Consider the following 16,037-nt stretch of genomic DNA (forward strand, 5'->3'; position numbering starts at 1 on the left):
ACAATGAACCTTTTTAAATTAAGTATTATTGCAATTGCTGTAGCTGGCCTATCAGGATGTTTTTTGGAAGGCGACGATGGCTCTGACGGTGTCGATGGTGTAAACGGTGTTGATGGCGCAGACGGCTCAGATGGCGCAGACGGCTCTGATGGCAACGACGGTGCAGATGGCAGTGATGGGCAAGACGGCTCAAACGGTGCTAACAGTTTAACGGTGCAAACCAGTTTAGAGGTGGGCAACGAAAACTGCCCCAATAGCGGTGTACGTTTTGACTCAGGCTTAGACACCAATGGCGATGGAGTTTTAGGTGATGATGAAATTACCGATACTAACTACGTGTGCGCGCCGGGCGTGTCACAAGTTGCCACCGGCGAGTTACTGACGAGCCTAAACAACGATTGGTTTGTTAGTGCGCAGGCAGAAGTAGAAAATAACAAGCAGGTATGGATGCAAGCCACTGGCACCAGTACGGTGAGTACCACCAGCGTGAACAATGTGAGCGTACAGGCCGTGGCCACTGACGACGTTCAAGCGCTTGCGGAAAGCCTTCGTGGTACCGCGAAGAACGTCATTCTCTTTGTGGGTGACGGCATGGGTATTTCTACCGTTACCGCAGCGCGTATTTTAGAAGGTCAGATGAACGGCCTAGACGGTGAAGAGTATCAATTAAGCTTCGACAAATTCCCCTTTTCTGGTTTATCTAAAACCTACAACGTAGATGCGCAAACGCCGGACTCTGCAGGCACCATGACTGCAATGATGAGCGGAATTAAAACCGACGTGGGCGTTATTGGTGTAGATGAAGATATTGAGCGCGGCGAATGTTCTACTGTAAGCGGTAACGAGTTAGTCACTGCGTTAGAGTTAGCGGAAATTGCAGGTAAGTCTACGGGCATTGTTTCTACCGCCCGCATTACCCACGCAACACCAGCAGCAACCTATGCAAAATCGGCTGACAGAAACTGGGAAGACATTTCTGATATGCCAGAAGATGCGGTAACCGCCGGCTGTGAAGACATTGCTGATCAACTGGTTAATTTTGAATCTAATCTTGAAGCGAGTTATACCGGTTTAGATATAGACGGCATTGAAGTTGTCATGGGTGGCGGACGTCGCCATTTCTTACCGAATGATGCGTCAGCAAACAGCCCAGATGCTGCAAGTTCTACCGAAGGTGATAGAACCGATGGTCGTAACCTTGTCACTGAATGGCAAAGCATGTACACCAATGGTGTATACGTTTATGACCAAAGCGGCTTTGACGGGGTAGATACTGAAACCACTGAACGCTTGTTTGGTTTATTCAACGAGTCGCACATGCAATATGAAGCTGATCGCGGTAACGACATCGCGGGTGAACCTTCTATTGCAGAAATGACCGAAACCGCCATCAACATTCTGGATAACAACGACGAAGGGTTCTTCCTTATGGTTGAGTCTGGCCGCATAGACCACGCTCACCATGCGGGTAACGCCTATGGCGCATTGCACGATACCATGGCGTTTGCTGAAGCTGTTGCCAAAGCCGACGAACTTACTGACGATTCAGACACCTTGATTATCGTTACGGCTGACCACGGTCACGTGTTCACCATAGCCGGCTACCCTAAACGTGGTAACCCCATCTTAGGTAAAGTGGTTAATGTAGGTGAAGAAGATGCTGCAACGGCATCAGACGGTACACCTTACACTACGTTAGGTTACACCAATGGTTTGGGCTACAGAAACCTCGGCGACGAAACCAACTCTGATGCGTCTTATCTTGAAGCCGCTGATACGGGCCGAAAAGACATTACAGATGTTGATACTACAACGCCAGGGTATCACCAAGAAGCGCTTATTCCGCTAGGTTCAGAAACTCACTCTGGTGAAGATGTGGGCATATATGCAAAAGGACCTGGTGCATTTTTGGTTAACGGTACTAACGAACAAAGCGTCATTTTCCATGTTATGGATTTTGCAGCAGACTTCGTGAGCGATGCCGATAGCGTAGTGGAATAACACTCACTGTACCAACAACAATAAATGTAACACGAGTTCATCGAAAGAAGAACGACAGTGGGGGCCTACGGCTCCCACTATTTTTGGAGTTTACAATGCAACGTTTTTCTCTATTACTTATTGCTATATTTAGCGTGACAGCAATGAAAACCGCCAAGGCCGATACTGGCTGCACACTAAGTTCACAATCGTTAAAAGCCACTTACCAGGTGACAACCACCAGAGGCAACAGCGAATCACCAGCCACCACCCTAATGCTTTGGCGCGATGGGAACAAAGTGGCGCATCAGTACCCACAAACTAAGATTACTGAAACTTGGCAGCTTATAAGAGACACCCACATTAAAGCCGTGCGCTATTTTGATGGCCACAAACGCGCCATTGAGTACCAACCAAACGAGCGCATCCACGGTAAGGTAGAGAAAGATTTCTCTTATCGCTACCAGTTAATCAGTGACGGGGTGCTGGCTAAGATGGTTGAACAAGAAACCGTGGGTGAAGGCTGCAACACGGAAGTAAAAATGACGCTTAACGACCAAGTTCAGCATATTACGCTAACTTGGCTACCGGCTTTTCGGTTGATTAAAGACTTTCAGGTTGAAGCTAAGGGTATGAAGCGAGAATGGCGCCTCACCTCACTAGCACACCCAGACAAAGAAAAACTAGACACCCACGGATTTTTCGCAGAGCGCGAGGCATATCAGTCCACTGATTATGCTGATATTGGTGACGATCATACCGACCCCTTTCTCACGAAAATGGTTAACCAAGGTTTCATTGAGGCAGGCGCGTCAGGCTTTTACCATCAAGATGGACATGCGATTGAAGGGCAACACAAGCATTAGACGAAAGTATAAATAACAAATAAAACTGTCCTTTTGCCTAGCGTTTTTTATACGCAATTGTCTAATATATGTTATACATTATTTAGACATTTAAAATGATCATCAGGGACGGTGTAGCGTATGTTGGAAATTTTGCTAAGCGATGCTAATTATTGGTTTAGCGTCGCTTTATTTATTGTGGTGATTCTGTTTACGCTTGAGCTTACCTTTCTATTATTTGGTATAAGTGCGTTAGGCTTACTAGATGACTCCTCTGTTGCTAATGTAGAAATAGATGGCTCCTCCCTGCTTGCTATAGGCAACTGGCTAAATATCGATAAAGTGCCATTACTGGTGTGGCTAGTCTGCTTTCTATCTCTTTTCGGTTTACTCGGGTTCTTACTTAACGCGGCTACCCATTCACTTTTGCAATTTACCCTCCCCTCGTGGATTTCTATCATATTTGCCACTGTTTGTAGTCTTTTCGCTACGTCAAAATTGAGCATAGGTGTGGCGAAGTTGCTGCCAAAAATGCAGTCTTCTGCACTCAACAATGATGACTTTGTGGGCGCTGTAGCACATATCACGATAGGATGCGCATCGCGGGGAAACCCAGCCGAGGCGAAATTCACCGATAATTACGCACAGCCTCACTATGTGCTTGTCGAACCCTTTGAAGAAAAAGAGCTATTTGACCGCGGTGAACGGGTCATTTTAGTGAAAAAGACGCCACACAGCTGGCTAGCCACTCGATATCAATAATTAAAAGAGAAAACGTATGGATACTATTCAAACATCAAACTTATCATCGATACTATTTATTGCCGGCATTGTTGTCGTTACCCTGATCACCATTGGCTTAATTTTCGCCAAGCTCTACACTCGCGCCACCAAAGAAACAGCCTTTGTACGTACGGGGCTAGGCGGAGAAAAAGTGATTAAAGATGGCGGTGCACTTGTGCTTCCTGTTGTGCATGAAATTATTCCTGTAAACATGAATACCCTGCGTATTGAAGTAGAAAAAATACAAAAAGACGCCCTAATTACAAAGGATCGCATGCGTGTAGATGTTAAAGCTGACTTTTATTTAAGGGTAGCGCCAAACGCCGCAGGTATTTCAATGGCGGCGCAAACATTAGGAACACGCACCACCCGCGCTGAAGAAGTGAAAAAGTTGATGGAATCTAAGTTTGTTGACGTGCTTCGCGCCGTGGCAGCAGAGATGACCATGACTGAAATGCACGAACAGCGTGCCGATTTTGTGCAAAAAGTACAGCAAAGTGTGGCGAATGACCTGGAAAAGAATGGATTAGAACTAGAGTCTGTAAGCTTAACGGGCTTTGACCAAACCGACTTAGATTTCTTTAATGAAAATAACGCATTCGACGCAGAAGGTCGCGCACGCTTAGCGAAGATCATTGAAGAAAAGCGCAAAGAAACCAATGACATTCAGCAAGAAAATCGTATTTTAATTGAACAGCGAAATTTAGCAGCAGAAAAACAATCCCTAGAAGTAAAACGGGATGAAGAAGAAGCGCGTTTAACCCAAGAACAAATACTGGCATTTAAGCGCCAAGAGCAAAAAGCGGAAATTGCAAAACAGCGGGAAAACAAAGAACGTGAAGAGCGCGAAGCAGAAATTGCGAAAGACCGCGCTATTGAAGCGGCAGAAATAGAAAAATCACGGGAAATTGAAACTCAAGAGATTGCTAAACGCCAAGCTTTAGAGCAAGCGCGTATTCGTCAGCAGCAAGAAGTGGAAGTTGCCGAACAAGTTAAACAAATAGCGGTTGCCAATAAGTCTGAAGAAGAATCAGCTGCGCGGGCAAAAGCGGCGGAAGCTGAAAAAGGTAAAGTTGAGAAAGTAGAAGCGGTAACCACAGCTAAAATGGTGGCCGAAGCTGAGCGTAAAAAGCAAATTGAAGTAATAGACGCCCGCAAGGAAGCTGAGCGTGAGGCGGTAGGCATTACTGTTGAAGCTGAGGCGAAAAAAGAAGCCGCAGAAAACAGTGCTGAAGCCATACTGACAGAAGCCAAAGCCGCTGCCGATGCCAAGATGCTGCAGGCTGAAGCCGATGAGAAAGTTCTTGCGGTGGAAGCTGCCGGTAAACAAGCTCTTTACGAAGCTGAAAACACCCTTAAAGACGAACAAATAGAATTACAAAAAGCACTAGCCATGTTGAAAGTGTTACCAGAACTCGTGGAACATGCAGTTAAACCACTTCAGAATATTGAAGGGATTAAAATACTGCAAGGCTATGGGCAAAACGCAAGTACAACCAATGGGCAAACGGTGGCAAGTGGCAGCCAAGGTGGGTTAGCTGAACAAGTCACTCAGGCTGCGCTAAGTTATCGTGCTAATGCCCCCGTGGTAGATGCCATGCTACGTGAAGTGGGACTCGTGGACAGTGAAAAAGGAACACTCGATGACCTTATCACCGGTAATAGCTCGGTAATGCCTAAGGTTACAGGGGCTAACTCCTCCACTGGCGAGACAAAATCCAATGGCGCAGCAAAGCCCAGTTAAACGGCTTATGTATTTACACGGGCCATTGAACTAGGTGGTTTGCGCATTTATTAGCGCAAGCCGCCACGCTATTAAGCTTAAAAACCTTCTAACACTATTTTCCCAATCGCCGTACCAGACTCTAATTCCCGATGGGCGGCCATTAAGTTTTCCGCGTTAATTTTTCCTAGATGCTTACCCACTGTGGTGTTAATGCATCCCTTATCAATAAGCGATGCCATTTCTGTTAATAGACGCCCTTGTTCTTGCATATCAGCAGTAGCAAACATGGCACGGGTAAACATAAACTCCCAATGCAGCGATATGCTCTTTTGTTTTAGCTTTTTAACATCTAACGATTCAGGGTCGTCAATAAGAGCAATTTTGCCCATAGGCTTCATTAGATCTACGTAAGTGTCTATGTAACTGTCGGTGTTGTTTAAGCTTGCCACATGGGTGACTTCACCAAGCCCTAGCCCTTTAATTTGGGCGCTAAGTGGTTGGCTGTGATCCACCACGTAATCTGCACCTAAGCGTTCTACCCACGCTTTAGAGCTATCGCGAGAAGCCGTAGCAATAACGGTTGCCCCCGTAAGTTGCTTTAGCAATTGCAACATAACTGAACCTACACCACCGGCTGCTCCAACAACCAATACGAGATCGTCGGTTTTTTCAACCTTACCCACCGGCTGCTTTTTAATTGCCAAGTGCTCAAAGACCAATTCCCATGCGGTGATTGTGGTTAGCGGTAATGCTGCTGCGTCACTATCTGACAAGCTACTTGGCGCATTACCTACAATGCGTTCATCCACAAGCTGATATTCAGCGTTCGAGCCCTGACGGGTTAAATCACCCGCATAGAATACCCGATCGCCTACATTAAACTGTTGAACCTCGCTACCCACTGCCACAATTTCGCCAACCGCGTCCCAGCCTAGTACTTTACTTGTCCCTTTCTCGGGCGACACCCGTTGACGAATTTTGTAATCCACAGGGTTTACGGCGATTGCACTTATTTTAACAAGCACATCTCGACCCGAAGGCGCTGGCTTATCGAGTTCTATATCTTTTAGCGCATCGCAATGGCTAATAGGAAGTGACGATGTATATCCAACCGCTTTCATAATGAGCATCCTTTTAAAGTAAGTAGAAGAAATCTAGCTTAATAATAACATTGACACTTTATTCTTAAACCGCACAATGAAAGAAACATTTTCAAAAACTTTTAGATAATAAATGCTATTAGAAGATTTACAGGTAGTGATAAAAGTGGCTGAGTTTCGCAGTATTACTGCTGCTGCGGCTAGCTTAGATATGCGCACAGCAACGGCAAGTGCTGCAATTAAGCGGGTGGAAAGCCAATTAGGTTTCGACCTATTTATACGTACCACCCGCTCACTTCGATTATCGACTGCGGGAGAGCGTTACCTTCCTGTTTGTGAGCAAGCCGTAGACATGCTCGAAGGGGCTAAAATGAATTTGCAGGAAGACGCAGACAATATTGAAGGTGAGCTGCGCCTTGGGCTATCTTCAGATTTAGGACGTAATGTTATTGCACCCTGGCTGGATGAATTTATTCAACAGCACTCCAATGTAAAGGTAAAACTCCACCTTTCTGATAGTAATGTCGATTTTTATCGGGATCCCGTAGACATAGCATTGCGCTATGGCTCACCAAACGACACAAATTTATATGGCTTTAAAGTGTGTGAAGTTCCGCGCACGCTAATTGCCTCCCCCATGTATTTACAACAACATCCCAAGCCGACCACGTTGAATGATTTGCAAGGGCATAACGGATTGTTTTATCAGTTACACGATATTGTCTATAACGATTGGGCATTTGAGCACGACAATCAGCCAGTGAAAATAAAAATGTCAGGCAATCGAGCCTCTAATGACGGCGATATGGTTCGGCGCTGGTGCGTGGCGGGCAAAGGTGTTGCCGTGAAATCAAGCTTGGATGTTTGCGACGATTTACTGGAGAAGAGATTAGTTTCCTTACTCCCAGATTATATCCCAAAGCCCACTCAACTATGGTTGATTTGCCCCAGCAGACAAAGCATTACGCCAGCGGTGAGATTGTTAAGAGACACCTTAAGGGAGAAATGCCAGGCAAAATTACACGCACTGGTTCAGGCCAACATTATAGAAAAAGCGCGGCTTTAAATGCCTTCCTCAATCGCATGCGCATTGACATGGTCAATTAACGCGGGAAAAAAGTGATGAAATTGCGCTTCTAACAAGGAGTATTGCGCACCTAGCGTATCCACACTACGGGCAAACTGATTGGCAAAACGAATGCTGTTTGCTACCCGTGTGATAGCATAAGTAATGCCATCAAAACTGGCATAACTATTAAACCAGTGATGCTCTATCATATGGCTAACTGTTCGCTGCATGGGGACAGGCATAGCCGGCATACCTTCACGCAAAAGATTAAAGCTTCGGTAGCAAAAATCATCAAACGTGATGCTGCTATAGGTTGACCAGTTTTTTATTAAAAAATGATCGAAAATCATGTCTAATGCCACGGGAGCAAACCGTCGCTGACCTTTCGGAAACACTTGCTTCGCGGCCATTACCTCAGGGTGGCTATCGGTAAATCTGTCTACCAAATAATGGTTTTGAAGCCCTTGCTGCACACTAAACGGTAACGCAGCCACATTAACACCCTTTCTGAAATCACCAAGCAAATTACCGTAATGAGAATCTACTGTCGGCTGAGATAAATATAAATGTGCTAAATAATTCATCCCCTTAGTATGAGCAAAACAAGCTAGAAAGCAATCCCCACGCTACCCCATACCCTCTATAAAGACACCCACACTTTTCCTCTAACAAGACACCCACAGACCTCCCCTATAAAGACACCCACTTCAACTGGTTTTGCAGTATTTATTATGGGTGTCTATGAATTTGGTGGGTGTCCATGAATTTATTTTTAGTGGGTGTCTCTGTATTAGCTAGCTGTGGTAAAATTCGGGTGCGTTAACCTTATATAGATTTGTCTTTTTTATAGAGAGCCTGCTTTGAAAGAATTACTTGCCCCCATCAACGCTTTTTTACACTGTGAAACCCCTGATGCTTGGGTAGCAGAAGCCACTAAAAAAGAAAATCTATCGATTGTGCTGCTTGATCACCTTGTTTGTGAATTAAAAGCCGCTCAATCTGCGATGTACCTTATTCGTAAATATGCGGTTGATAAAGAAAGCGGTGATGCACTGCTGGCCTGGTTAAAGCCCTTTGAAGATTTCACTTACCGAAAAGTAGGTAGCTGGCAGGCGCTTGCAAATCATCAGAAACTGAATAAATCGATGTTCCCTAAGTCAGGTACGCCATATGGCCAGGATTTAATCGATAAAATGGTGCTGCTGATAAAAGAAGAGTTACATCACTTCTATCAGGTTTTAGAGATTATGGCCGACTACAATATTGAGTATGAATCTGTCGGTTCAAGCCGTTATGCTCGCGGTATGCTCCGTGAGGTTCGTACTTACGAGCCGCAAGCCTTAATTGATAAACTCATTTGCGGTGCATACATTGAAGCACGTTCCTGTGAACGCTTCGCCAAGCTAGCACCGCATGTAGATAAGAGATTAAGTGACTTCTATGTTTCTTTACTTCGTTCTGAAGCGCGGCATTTTATGGATTATTTAACCTTAGCTGAAGATATTGCCGGCGCAGATATTAGTGAGCGAGTCGCATTTTTTGGTGAAGTAGAAGCCCAACTAATTTTGTCTGATGATAGCGATTTCAAATTTCATAGTGGCGTTCCTGCTTTTTCTACCGCGACTGCCTTAGAAGCACAGGGCTAAAGGTACAGTTTTCACACAATTAGATTGATTAAATATTAACCTTGTAGCACACTGAGTTGTAAATCATTTGTTAAATTCAACAAATGAGCACGGGCGTCAGCCTGTAAATAATAACAACAATGTAGATGAACAGGGTTAAATATTATGATACTCAATCACTTAATTGGTATTTATACACATCCAAAAGAAGAGTGGCAAAGCATAGACACCCGCCACGAAACGTCTATGTATGCGCTTACCCATATCGCCATAATTGCGCTTATCCCCAGTATTGTCGCCTATTATTCATCGGCGCATACGGGTTGGAGTATAGGCGCTGGCGACTTAATTAAATTAGATCAGCAAAGTGCGTTAATGATGGCAATCGGTATGTATGCCGGTTTAGTCACGGGCGTATTGGCATTAGCCATATTAATTCACGAACTTGCAAAAGCCTTTGAAGCCACCCCTACATACACTCAATCGTTAGAACTTGCCGCTTACACAGCTACGCCGTTATTTATGGTGGGTTTTGCTGGCCTGTATCCTGAACTTTGGGTAGTTATGGCGGCACTTTTGGTTGGTATTAGTTATTCGGTATATCTGCTTTATTCCGGCGTACCTATTTTAATGCATATGCCAGAGGATAAAGGGTTCATCTATTCCAGTTCAGTGGTGACGTGCGGTCTTGTGCTGTTGGTTATTTTAATGACTGGTTCAGTGCTCATTTGGGGTTTATCTGGTGGCCCTGTTTTTGTCCATTAACTTATACTAAAACGCCCGCAATGGCGGGCGTTTCGTTTATAACGTGGTTTTGGTGCAAGCCTACTTAGTCGCTAGCATCAATGTTATGCACATCTAAATTACTTAACTCGGCCTGTACCACTGGCGCTTCTCGTGATTTTTCACCACGAGACATATCAATACGCTCTAAATACTCTTGATCGATATCAGCAGTAATATAGTTGCCATCGAACACGGATGTTTCGAAGCGGCCAATAGCCTCATTTTCTTCTCGAACCGCAGCCACTAAGTCTGAGATATCCTGGAATATTAGGCCATCGGCTTGAATAAGCTCTGCAATTTGGTCTATTTCGCGGCCATAGGCAATAAGCTCATTGGCAGAGGGCATGTCGATGCCATACACATTCGGGAAGCGAATTTCTGGCGCCGCCGAGGCAAAATAGACTTTTTTCGCACCAGACTCTCTCGCCATTTCAATGATTTGACCCGACGTCGTTCCACGTACAATGGAATCATCTACCAGCAATACGCTCTTTCCTTTGAACTCAGAGGAAATCGCGTTCAGTTTGCGACGTACTGATTTTTTACGCATGGTTTGACCCGGCATAATAAAGGTACGGCCAATATAGCGGTTTTTCACAAAGCCCTGACGGTAAGGTAGCTCTAAGGTATTGGCTATTTGTAGTGCAACATCCATAGATGTTTCTGGGATAGGTATAACCACATCGATATCGAGGTCGCTCCACTCCCTTTTGATTTTTTCGCCCAGCTTACGCCCCATGTTCACCCGTGATGCATAAACCGAAATACCATCGATAAAGCTGTCTGGGCGTGCAAAATAAACAAACTCAAAAATACACGGCGAGGTTACTGGATTTTCAGCACACTGCTGCGTATGTAATTCGCCAGCTTCGGTAATAAATACAGCTTCACCTGGCGCGACGTCGCGAATAAATTGAAAGCCAACAGCATCAAGCGCAACACTTTCTGAGGCTACCATCCACTCTTCGCCTAACTCACTCATACGCTTACCAAGTGCCAAGGGACGAATACCATGGGGGTCTCTAAATGCCACAATACCTTGGCCAATAATGGCTGCTACCACTGCATACGCACCACGAATTTTCTTGTGTACTTTGGTGACAACTTCAAAAATATGAGAAGCAGATACGCTCAACCCCGCCACTTGTTGAAGCTCGTGAGCAAGAATATTAAGCAACAATTCTGAGTCTGACGTGGTATTTATGTGTCTGCGAGCAATGCGGAACACTTCTTCTTGAAGGTCATGCGCATTGGTTAGGTTTCCATTGTGCGCAAAAGCGATACCGAAGGGAGAGTTAACATAGAAAGGCTGGGCTTCTGCAGAGCTTGATGTACCTGCTGTGGGATAGCGAACATGCCCTATGCCCATATTGCCCGATAGCCTTTTCATATGGCGCGTATGAAACACGTCTCGAACCAAGCCATTTGCCTTACGCAAATTAAACATATTTTGGTCGATAGTCATGATCCCTGCCGCATCTTGGCCACGGTGTTGTATTACCGTTAATCCATCATACAGTGACTGCGCCACTGGCGTTTTACCAACTATTCCGACAATACCACACATGTGCGTTACCTATATCAAGCGGGATTTAAAAAACTGGAGGAGCCTTTCATATAAGTGAAAAACCACTCAATAATGACACTGAACTCTGGAATAAGCACAGAGGTTTGCCACCACTGCGATTGCGCAGAGGCGGTAAAGGTGTCTAAGAAAAAAAGCAGTGCGCTTACAACAAGTACGCCGCGTAGCGCACCAAATACAATACCTAATAGTCTGTCTGTTCCCGACAAGCCACTCACTTGTATAAGCTGAGCAAGGGTAAAGTTAAGTAGGCTACCGAGCACAAGTGTAGCCACAAATAGCGCCGCAATTGCAGCACCATTTCGTGCATAAGGGTCTTCGAACGCCGTGAAGTAAACAGCAAGATCGGCATAAAAATTACTGGCAATAAAGAGTGCAGTAAACCATACCACTAAAGAAATGGCTTCTTTAACAAAGCCTCGAATAAGGCTTATTAAGGTAGATACCGCAACGATACCCAAAATGGAAAAGTCTACCCAGTTCATCGTCTCTAAATTGCGTTATTGTCACTTTTGATTGATAAGCAACGTGCCGTTGGCGAGATGGCGCGCATTCTAACAGAAGCCGATAAGATTACCAATGTGTAATATTCGTTACCGGCCAAGCTTGTTCGGCTTTAGTTTACTTTAAATGTGGTTACCTTGCCCTTCAGGTCGGTTAATTCCTTGAGGTGGGGCAACGCTGCTTCTAATTTTTGTTTTTCTAAATCTGGCCCTACAAATACTTTGGTAAGTGGACCTGAACTGGTCTGAATACGGCGACTAAACGCACGATACCCTGCTTTTTCAAGTTTATTGAGCAGCCCCTTTACATTTTTTTCATGACGGAAGCTACCTAGCTGAATAACCCAACCAGCATCTTCTGTGGCTTGCGGTTTGTCGATAACGGTTTGACTGGCAAGGTCATTTTTTGCTTCGATTGTCGCTTCGACAGGCTGAGGTAGCGAAGTGCTTTCATCTGTTACGTTTTTGCCCTCGCCCATCTCATCAGCGCTTTTTTCTGCCGTAAGCATGTCGTCCACAGGCACGTCGTCTTCTAATTCAACGGGTCGCTGAGCGGCATTAGCCACTCTGTTGGTGGGAAAGGCTTCGGGCTCAACAATGGGCTTTTTAGGTGGGTTTGCAGGAATAGAAACAAAAGGCTCACGGTTTGTTTGCTTTTTGCCGTCTAGAAAGTCTGGTAAAAAAATTACAGCAAGTGCCACTATGATGATGGTACCTACCAGTCTATTCTTTAAAGCCGACGACACTGTGTTCTCCCGATAATTTCTTATTTATTTTCTATGAGTGCTGGTGTTCGTGTGTCATCACTGCCGCAACAGTAATAAACGAACCAAAAACGAGTACAAGTTCGTTGTTTTCGCAATGTTTAAGTGCGGATTCATAAGCTGGGGCAACCCCATTAAAACGGCTTATGGCTGACGCCGGCACCGCTGCACTTTCAAGCGCCGATGTTAACACATCTGCCTCGCAGCCTCTTGCCCCCTCGGTACTCGCTACATACCATTGTGCATTTAGTTGTGATAGTGGCGCAAGTGTTTCTGCAATAGACTTATCTTTAAGCATACCCACAACGGCGTGTATCTTATTTGCTTGAAAACCTTGTAGCCATGACAGCATCGCTTTCGTGGCTTGTGGGTTGTGCGCTACATCAACCACAACCTTGGGTGTATTTCGCAAAAGCTGCTGCCTGCCGGGCAATCGGGTATTGGCAATAACGTTTTGAATAATAGCGTTAGACGGCAACATTTCAATCGCTTCTAATGCGGCTAACGCCGTGCATACATTCTGAAAAGGAATATGTGGGGCAGGTAAACTGTTCAGTATTGAGTGCTTTCCTTGCCAGTCCCATTGCCCCTGTTGATTGAGCGGTGCGCTGCCATTGGAATAAAAATCTTTTTGAGCCCACACAGCATCAACATTCCGTTCATTGACTGACGCAAATAGTGTGTCAGGTGGGCGTAGCTCACCTATTACCGCTTTACCGTTTTCACGCATAATGCCGGCTTTTTCTGTGGCAATTTTCTCTCTTGTATCACCCAAATAGTCTTGGTGATCTAAATCGATGGTAGTGATAACGGCTAAATTTGCGTCAAGAATATTGGTCGCATCCAATCTTCCCCCTAGCCCAACTTCCAAAATAACCACATCGGCCTGCCAGTCTTGCATCATTTTTATGGCCGCAAGGGTACCAAACTCAAAGTACGTGAGGGTAATCTCTTCCCTTGCCGCTTCTATCGCTTGAAAAGCTTGGCAAAAAGCATGGCTGTCGGCCCACTCTCCGTTAAAGCGAACACGTTCACGGTAGCTCACTAAATGCGGCGACCCATAAACAGCCACGCGCTTCCCTTGCGCAAGCAAGGCTTGCTCTAAGAATCGACAGGTGGTGCCTTTACCGTTTGTGCCCGCCACGGTAATAAGTAACGTATTATCAAATTGAAGTTTGAGCCTTTCAGCCACCTGTTTAACACGGGTGAGGCCCATATCAATGGCTGAAGGATGGATAGATTCTAAATAAGAAAGCCACTGCTCTAACGCAGAATCGTCAGTAGCAGTGGGCAATTTTTTTGGTGTATTCACTAATGTTGATGATGCAGCTTAAGTAACAAGCCGTGTAATTTATCACGCATTTCTCTGCGGTCAACAATCATATCGATTGCGCCCTTCTCAACAAGGAATTCACTGCGCTGAAAACCCTCAGGCAGCTTTTCGCGGACGGTTTGTTCAATTACCCGTGGGCCAGCAAAACCAATCAGTGCTTTAGGCTCTGCAACGTTAACGTCGCCAAGCATGGCTAAACTTGCAGACACACCGCCCATAGTAGGGTCGGTTAGCACAGAAATGTATGGCAAACCTTTTTTACTTAACTTGGCCAAAGCTGCTGATGTTTTCGCCATTTGCATTAGCGACATAAGCGCTTCTTGCATTCGCGCGCCGCCACTGGTCGAAAAACAAATAAGGGGGGTGTTGTTCTCAATACATGCATTAACGGCGGCCACGAAACGTGCACCAACAACCGAGGCCATAGAGCCGCCCATAAAGGCAAACTCAAAACACGCAACCACCACAGGCATACCTTTCAGTTTACCTTTTACCACCACCAGGGCGTCTTTTTCGTTGGTGGCTTTTTGCGCCGCCACAATGCGATCTTTATAGCGTTTCGAGTCTTTGAACTTAAGTATGTCTTGTGGCTCGTGTTCAGAGCCTAGCTCTACCCTATCACCCTCATCTAAAAAGGCGTCGATACGGCGACGAGCAGTAATGCGCATATGATGATCGCATTTAGGGCAAACTTCTTGAAGCTTCTCTAATTCGGTTTTGTACAATACAGCCTGACAAGAGCCGCATTTAGTCCAAATCCCCTCAGGTACATTACCTTTTGTGGATGTTTGCGTACGCGGAAGAATTTTTTGAATCCAGCTCATCGAAAATGAATCCTTTGTATTTTGTAGTGCACAGGTAGCATTCGCGTTTTACTTTTCGGGGCTACCCGTGCTGCATGAATATTTCGGCTACTCGACGCTTTGCGATATCAATATACGCGCCACGTTAGTACAACCACCTAATATAACGCGCTATTAGACCACAATACAGGAAAATGGAAAAAACAAAACTGGTCTAAGAAGTTGAGCCCCTCTTAAACGAGGTAGGGTTTACGGCTAAATCTAAGCTGCTAAGGCGAGCGAGGTGGTGAACTCAGCCGCCCTATAACCGCATAATCGTGGCTCCTAGTTTTCTGCAAGAAACAGCGGGCCTAGAGGAAGTTTAGGTATGTTATGAATGTCTGGATAAGTCACATCAACCAAATAGAGGCCATTGGGTTTTGCTGTCGCTGCCGCGAGGCTGCGATCTTTACCGGCTAAAAGCTCTGCTATCCAGTCTTCGGGTTTATCACCAGCACCAATTTCAACTAACGAACCTGTGATATTTCTTACCATATGATGCAAAAATGCATTAGCACGAATATCAATGACAACATATCGGCCTTGGCGGTAAACACTGACATTGGTGACATTGCGAAATGGCGTTTTACTTTGGCAAAGTGCGGCACGAAAAGAGGTAAAATCCTGTTCGCCAAGCAGTGCCTGCGCTGCTCGGTGCATCTTTTGTTCATCAAGCTCACGGTGCACATGCGTCACACCATGATGCAAAATAGCCGGGCGTAACTTTGCATTGAAGATGACATAGCGATAACGTCGATGCGTTGCAGAAAAGCGAGCATGAAAATCGTCGCTCACTTCTTTCGCCCAGGTAACCGCGATAGCGTTTGGTAAATTAGCGTTAACACCCAAAGTCCATGCCTTTAAGGGGCGCTGAACGTGTGTTTCAAAATGCACCACTTGAGCCGTGGCATGAACACCGGCATCGGTGCGACCAGCGCACTGCACTTCTATTGTGGTATCCGCCACGGTAGATAAGGCGCGCTCCAAATGCTCTTGTACACTTGGCACTTCTCGTTGACGTTGCCAACCATATACGGCAGCCCCATCGTATTCAATGCCTAAGGCAATTCGCCCCATTGTTTTGAAACCTCTAAAT

The 16,037-nt window shown here is 45.5% G+C and carries 15 protein-coding genes; 7 read left to right on the plus strand and 8 right to left on the minus strand.

The window, feature by feature from the left end; all coding sequences use genetic code 11:
• Positions 1 to 3: 3 nt before the first annotated feature.
• The 4 genes from EP13_RS11615 to EP13_RS11630 all read left to right on the plus strand — a co-directional run bounded on the left by EP13_RS11615 (position 4) and on the right by EP13_RS11630 (position 5,352).
• Positions 4 to 2,001 carry an alkaline phosphatase gene (locus EP13_RS11615; protein WP_044057430.1) on the plus strand — a complete coding sequence of 666 codons (1,998 nt, stop codon included), beginning with the start codon at positions 4 to 6 and terminating at the stop codon, positions 1,999 to 2,001.
• A 95-nt stretch (positions 2,002 to 2,096) separates the two neighbouring features.
• Entirely contained in the window at positions 2,097 to 2,846 is a 750-nt protein-coding gene (locus EP13_RS11620; protein ID WP_052364377.1) for a hypothetical protein, read from the plus strand.
• 120 nt (positions 2,847 to 2,966) lie between these two features.
• Positions 2,967 to 3,587, plus strand: coding sequence for an OB-fold-containig protein (locus EP13_RS11625; protein ID WP_044057431.1), 621 nt, complete (start codon positions 2,967 to 2,969; stop codon positions 3,585 to 3,587).
• A 16-nt stretch (positions 3,588 to 3,603) separates the two neighbouring features.
• Positions 3,604 to 5,352 carry a flotillin family protein gene (locus EP13_RS11630; protein ID WP_044057432.1) on the plus strand — a complete coding sequence of 583 codons (1,749 nt, stop codon included), beginning with the start codon at positions 3,604 to 3,606 and terminating at the stop codon, positions 5,350 to 5,352.
• Positions 5,353 to 5,429: 77 nt separating this feature from the next.
• Here the strand turns inward: EP13_RS11630 and EP13_RS11635 are convergent, their stop codons facing one another.
• Positions 5,430 to 6,455 (minus strand): zinc-binding alcohol dehydrogenase family protein, encoded by a 1,026-nt coding sequence (locus EP13_RS11635; protein WP_044057433.1) that lies wholly within the window; start codon positions 6,453 to 6,455, stop codon positions 5,430 to 5,432.
• A gap of 112 nt (positions 6,456 to 6,567) precedes the next feature.
• On the opposite strand from EP13_RS11635, the gene EP13_RS11640 reads away from it, so the two are divergent.
• Positions 6,568 to 7,500 carry a LysR family transcriptional regulator gene (locus EP13_RS11640; protein WP_044057434.1) on the plus strand — a complete coding sequence of 311 codons (933 nt, stop codon included), beginning with the start codon at positions 6,568 to 6,570 and terminating at the stop codon, positions 7,498 to 7,500.
• Here the strand turns inward: EP13_RS11640 and EP13_RS11645 are convergent.
• Positions 7,497 to 8,087 (minus strand): acyl carrier protein phosphodiesterase, encoded by a 591-nt coding sequence (locus EP13_RS11645; protein ID WP_044057435.1) that lies wholly within the window; start codon positions 8,085 to 8,087, stop codon positions 7,497 to 7,499. The two genes, EP13_RS11640 and EP13_RS11645, sit on opposite strands and share 4 nt — an antisense overlap.
• Positions 8,088 to 8,363: 276 nt before the next feature.
• On the opposite strand from EP13_RS11645, the gene miaE reads away from it, so the two are divergent.
• Positions 8,364 to 9,149, plus strand: a complete 786-nt coding sequence (gene miaE / locus EP13_RS11650; protein ID WP_044057436.1) for a tRNA isopentenyl-2-thiomethyl-A-37 hydroxylase MiaE — start codon at positions 8,364 to 8,366, stop codon at positions 9,147 to 9,149.
• A gap of 144 nt (positions 9,150 to 9,293) precedes the next feature.
• Entirely contained in the window at positions 9,294 to 9,893 is a 600-nt protein-coding gene (locus EP13_RS11655) for a Yip1 family protein (RefSeq protein ID WP_044057437.1), read from the plus strand.
• Positions 9,894 to 9,957: 64 nt separating this feature from the next.
• Here the strand turns inward: EP13_RS11655 and purF are convergent, their stop codons facing one another.
• The 6 genes from purF to truA all read right to left on the minus strand — a co-directional run bounded on the left by purF (position 9,958) and on the right by truA (position 16,018).
• Positions 9,958 to 11,481 carry an amidophosphoribosyltransferase gene (gene purF / locus EP13_RS11660; protein WP_044057438.1) on the minus strand — a complete coding sequence of 508 codons (1,524 nt, stop codon included), beginning with the start codon at positions 11,479 to 11,481 and terminating at the stop codon, positions 9,958 to 9,960.
• A gap of 14 nt (positions 11,482 to 11,495) precedes the next feature.
• Positions 11,496 to 11,984, minus strand: coding sequence for a CvpA family protein (locus tag EP13_RS11665; RefSeq protein WP_044057439.1), 489 nt, complete (start codon positions 11,982 to 11,984; stop codon positions 11,496 to 11,498).
• A gap of 131 nt (positions 11,985 to 12,115) precedes the next feature.
• Complete coding sequence (locus EP13_RS11670; RefSeq protein ID WP_044057440.1) at positions 12,116 to 12,748, minus strand: SPOR domain-containing protein; 633 nt, start codon at positions 12,746 to 12,748, stop codon at positions 12,116 to 12,118.
• Between the two features lie 31 nt (positions 12,749 to 12,779).
• On the minus strand, positions 12,780 to 14,078 hold the full coding sequence (gene folC, locus EP13_RS11675) for a bifunctional tetrahydrofolate synthase/dihydrofolate synthase (protein ID WP_052364378.1): 1,299 nt from the start codon (positions 14,076 to 14,078) through the stop codon (positions 12,780 to 12,782).
• The gene (gene accD / locus EP13_RS11680; RefSeq protein ID WP_044057441.1) at positions 14,078 to 14,923 is read right to left on the minus strand and encodes an acetyl-CoA carboxylase, carboxyltransferase subunit beta; all 846 of its coding nucleotides are present in this window, start codon (positions 14,921 to 14,923) and stop codon (positions 14,078 to 14,080) included. The genes folC and accD overlap by 1 nt, the downstream gene beginning before the upstream one ends.
• 303 nt (positions 14,924 to 15,226) lie before the next feature.
• The gene (truA, locus tag EP13_RS11685) at positions 15,227 to 16,018 is read right to left on the minus strand and encodes a tRNA pseudouridine(38-40) synthase TruA (protein WP_044057442.1); all 792 of its coding nucleotides are present in this window, start codon (positions 16,016 to 16,018) and stop codon (positions 15,227 to 15,229) included.
• Between the last annotated feature and the right edge of the window lie 19 nt (positions 16,019 to 16,037).

It is taken from the genome of Alteromonas australica, assembly GCF_000730385.1.
Taxonomy (GTDB): Bacteria; Pseudomonadota; Gammaproteobacteria; order Enterobacterales; family Alteromonadaceae; genus Alteromonas; species Alteromonas australica.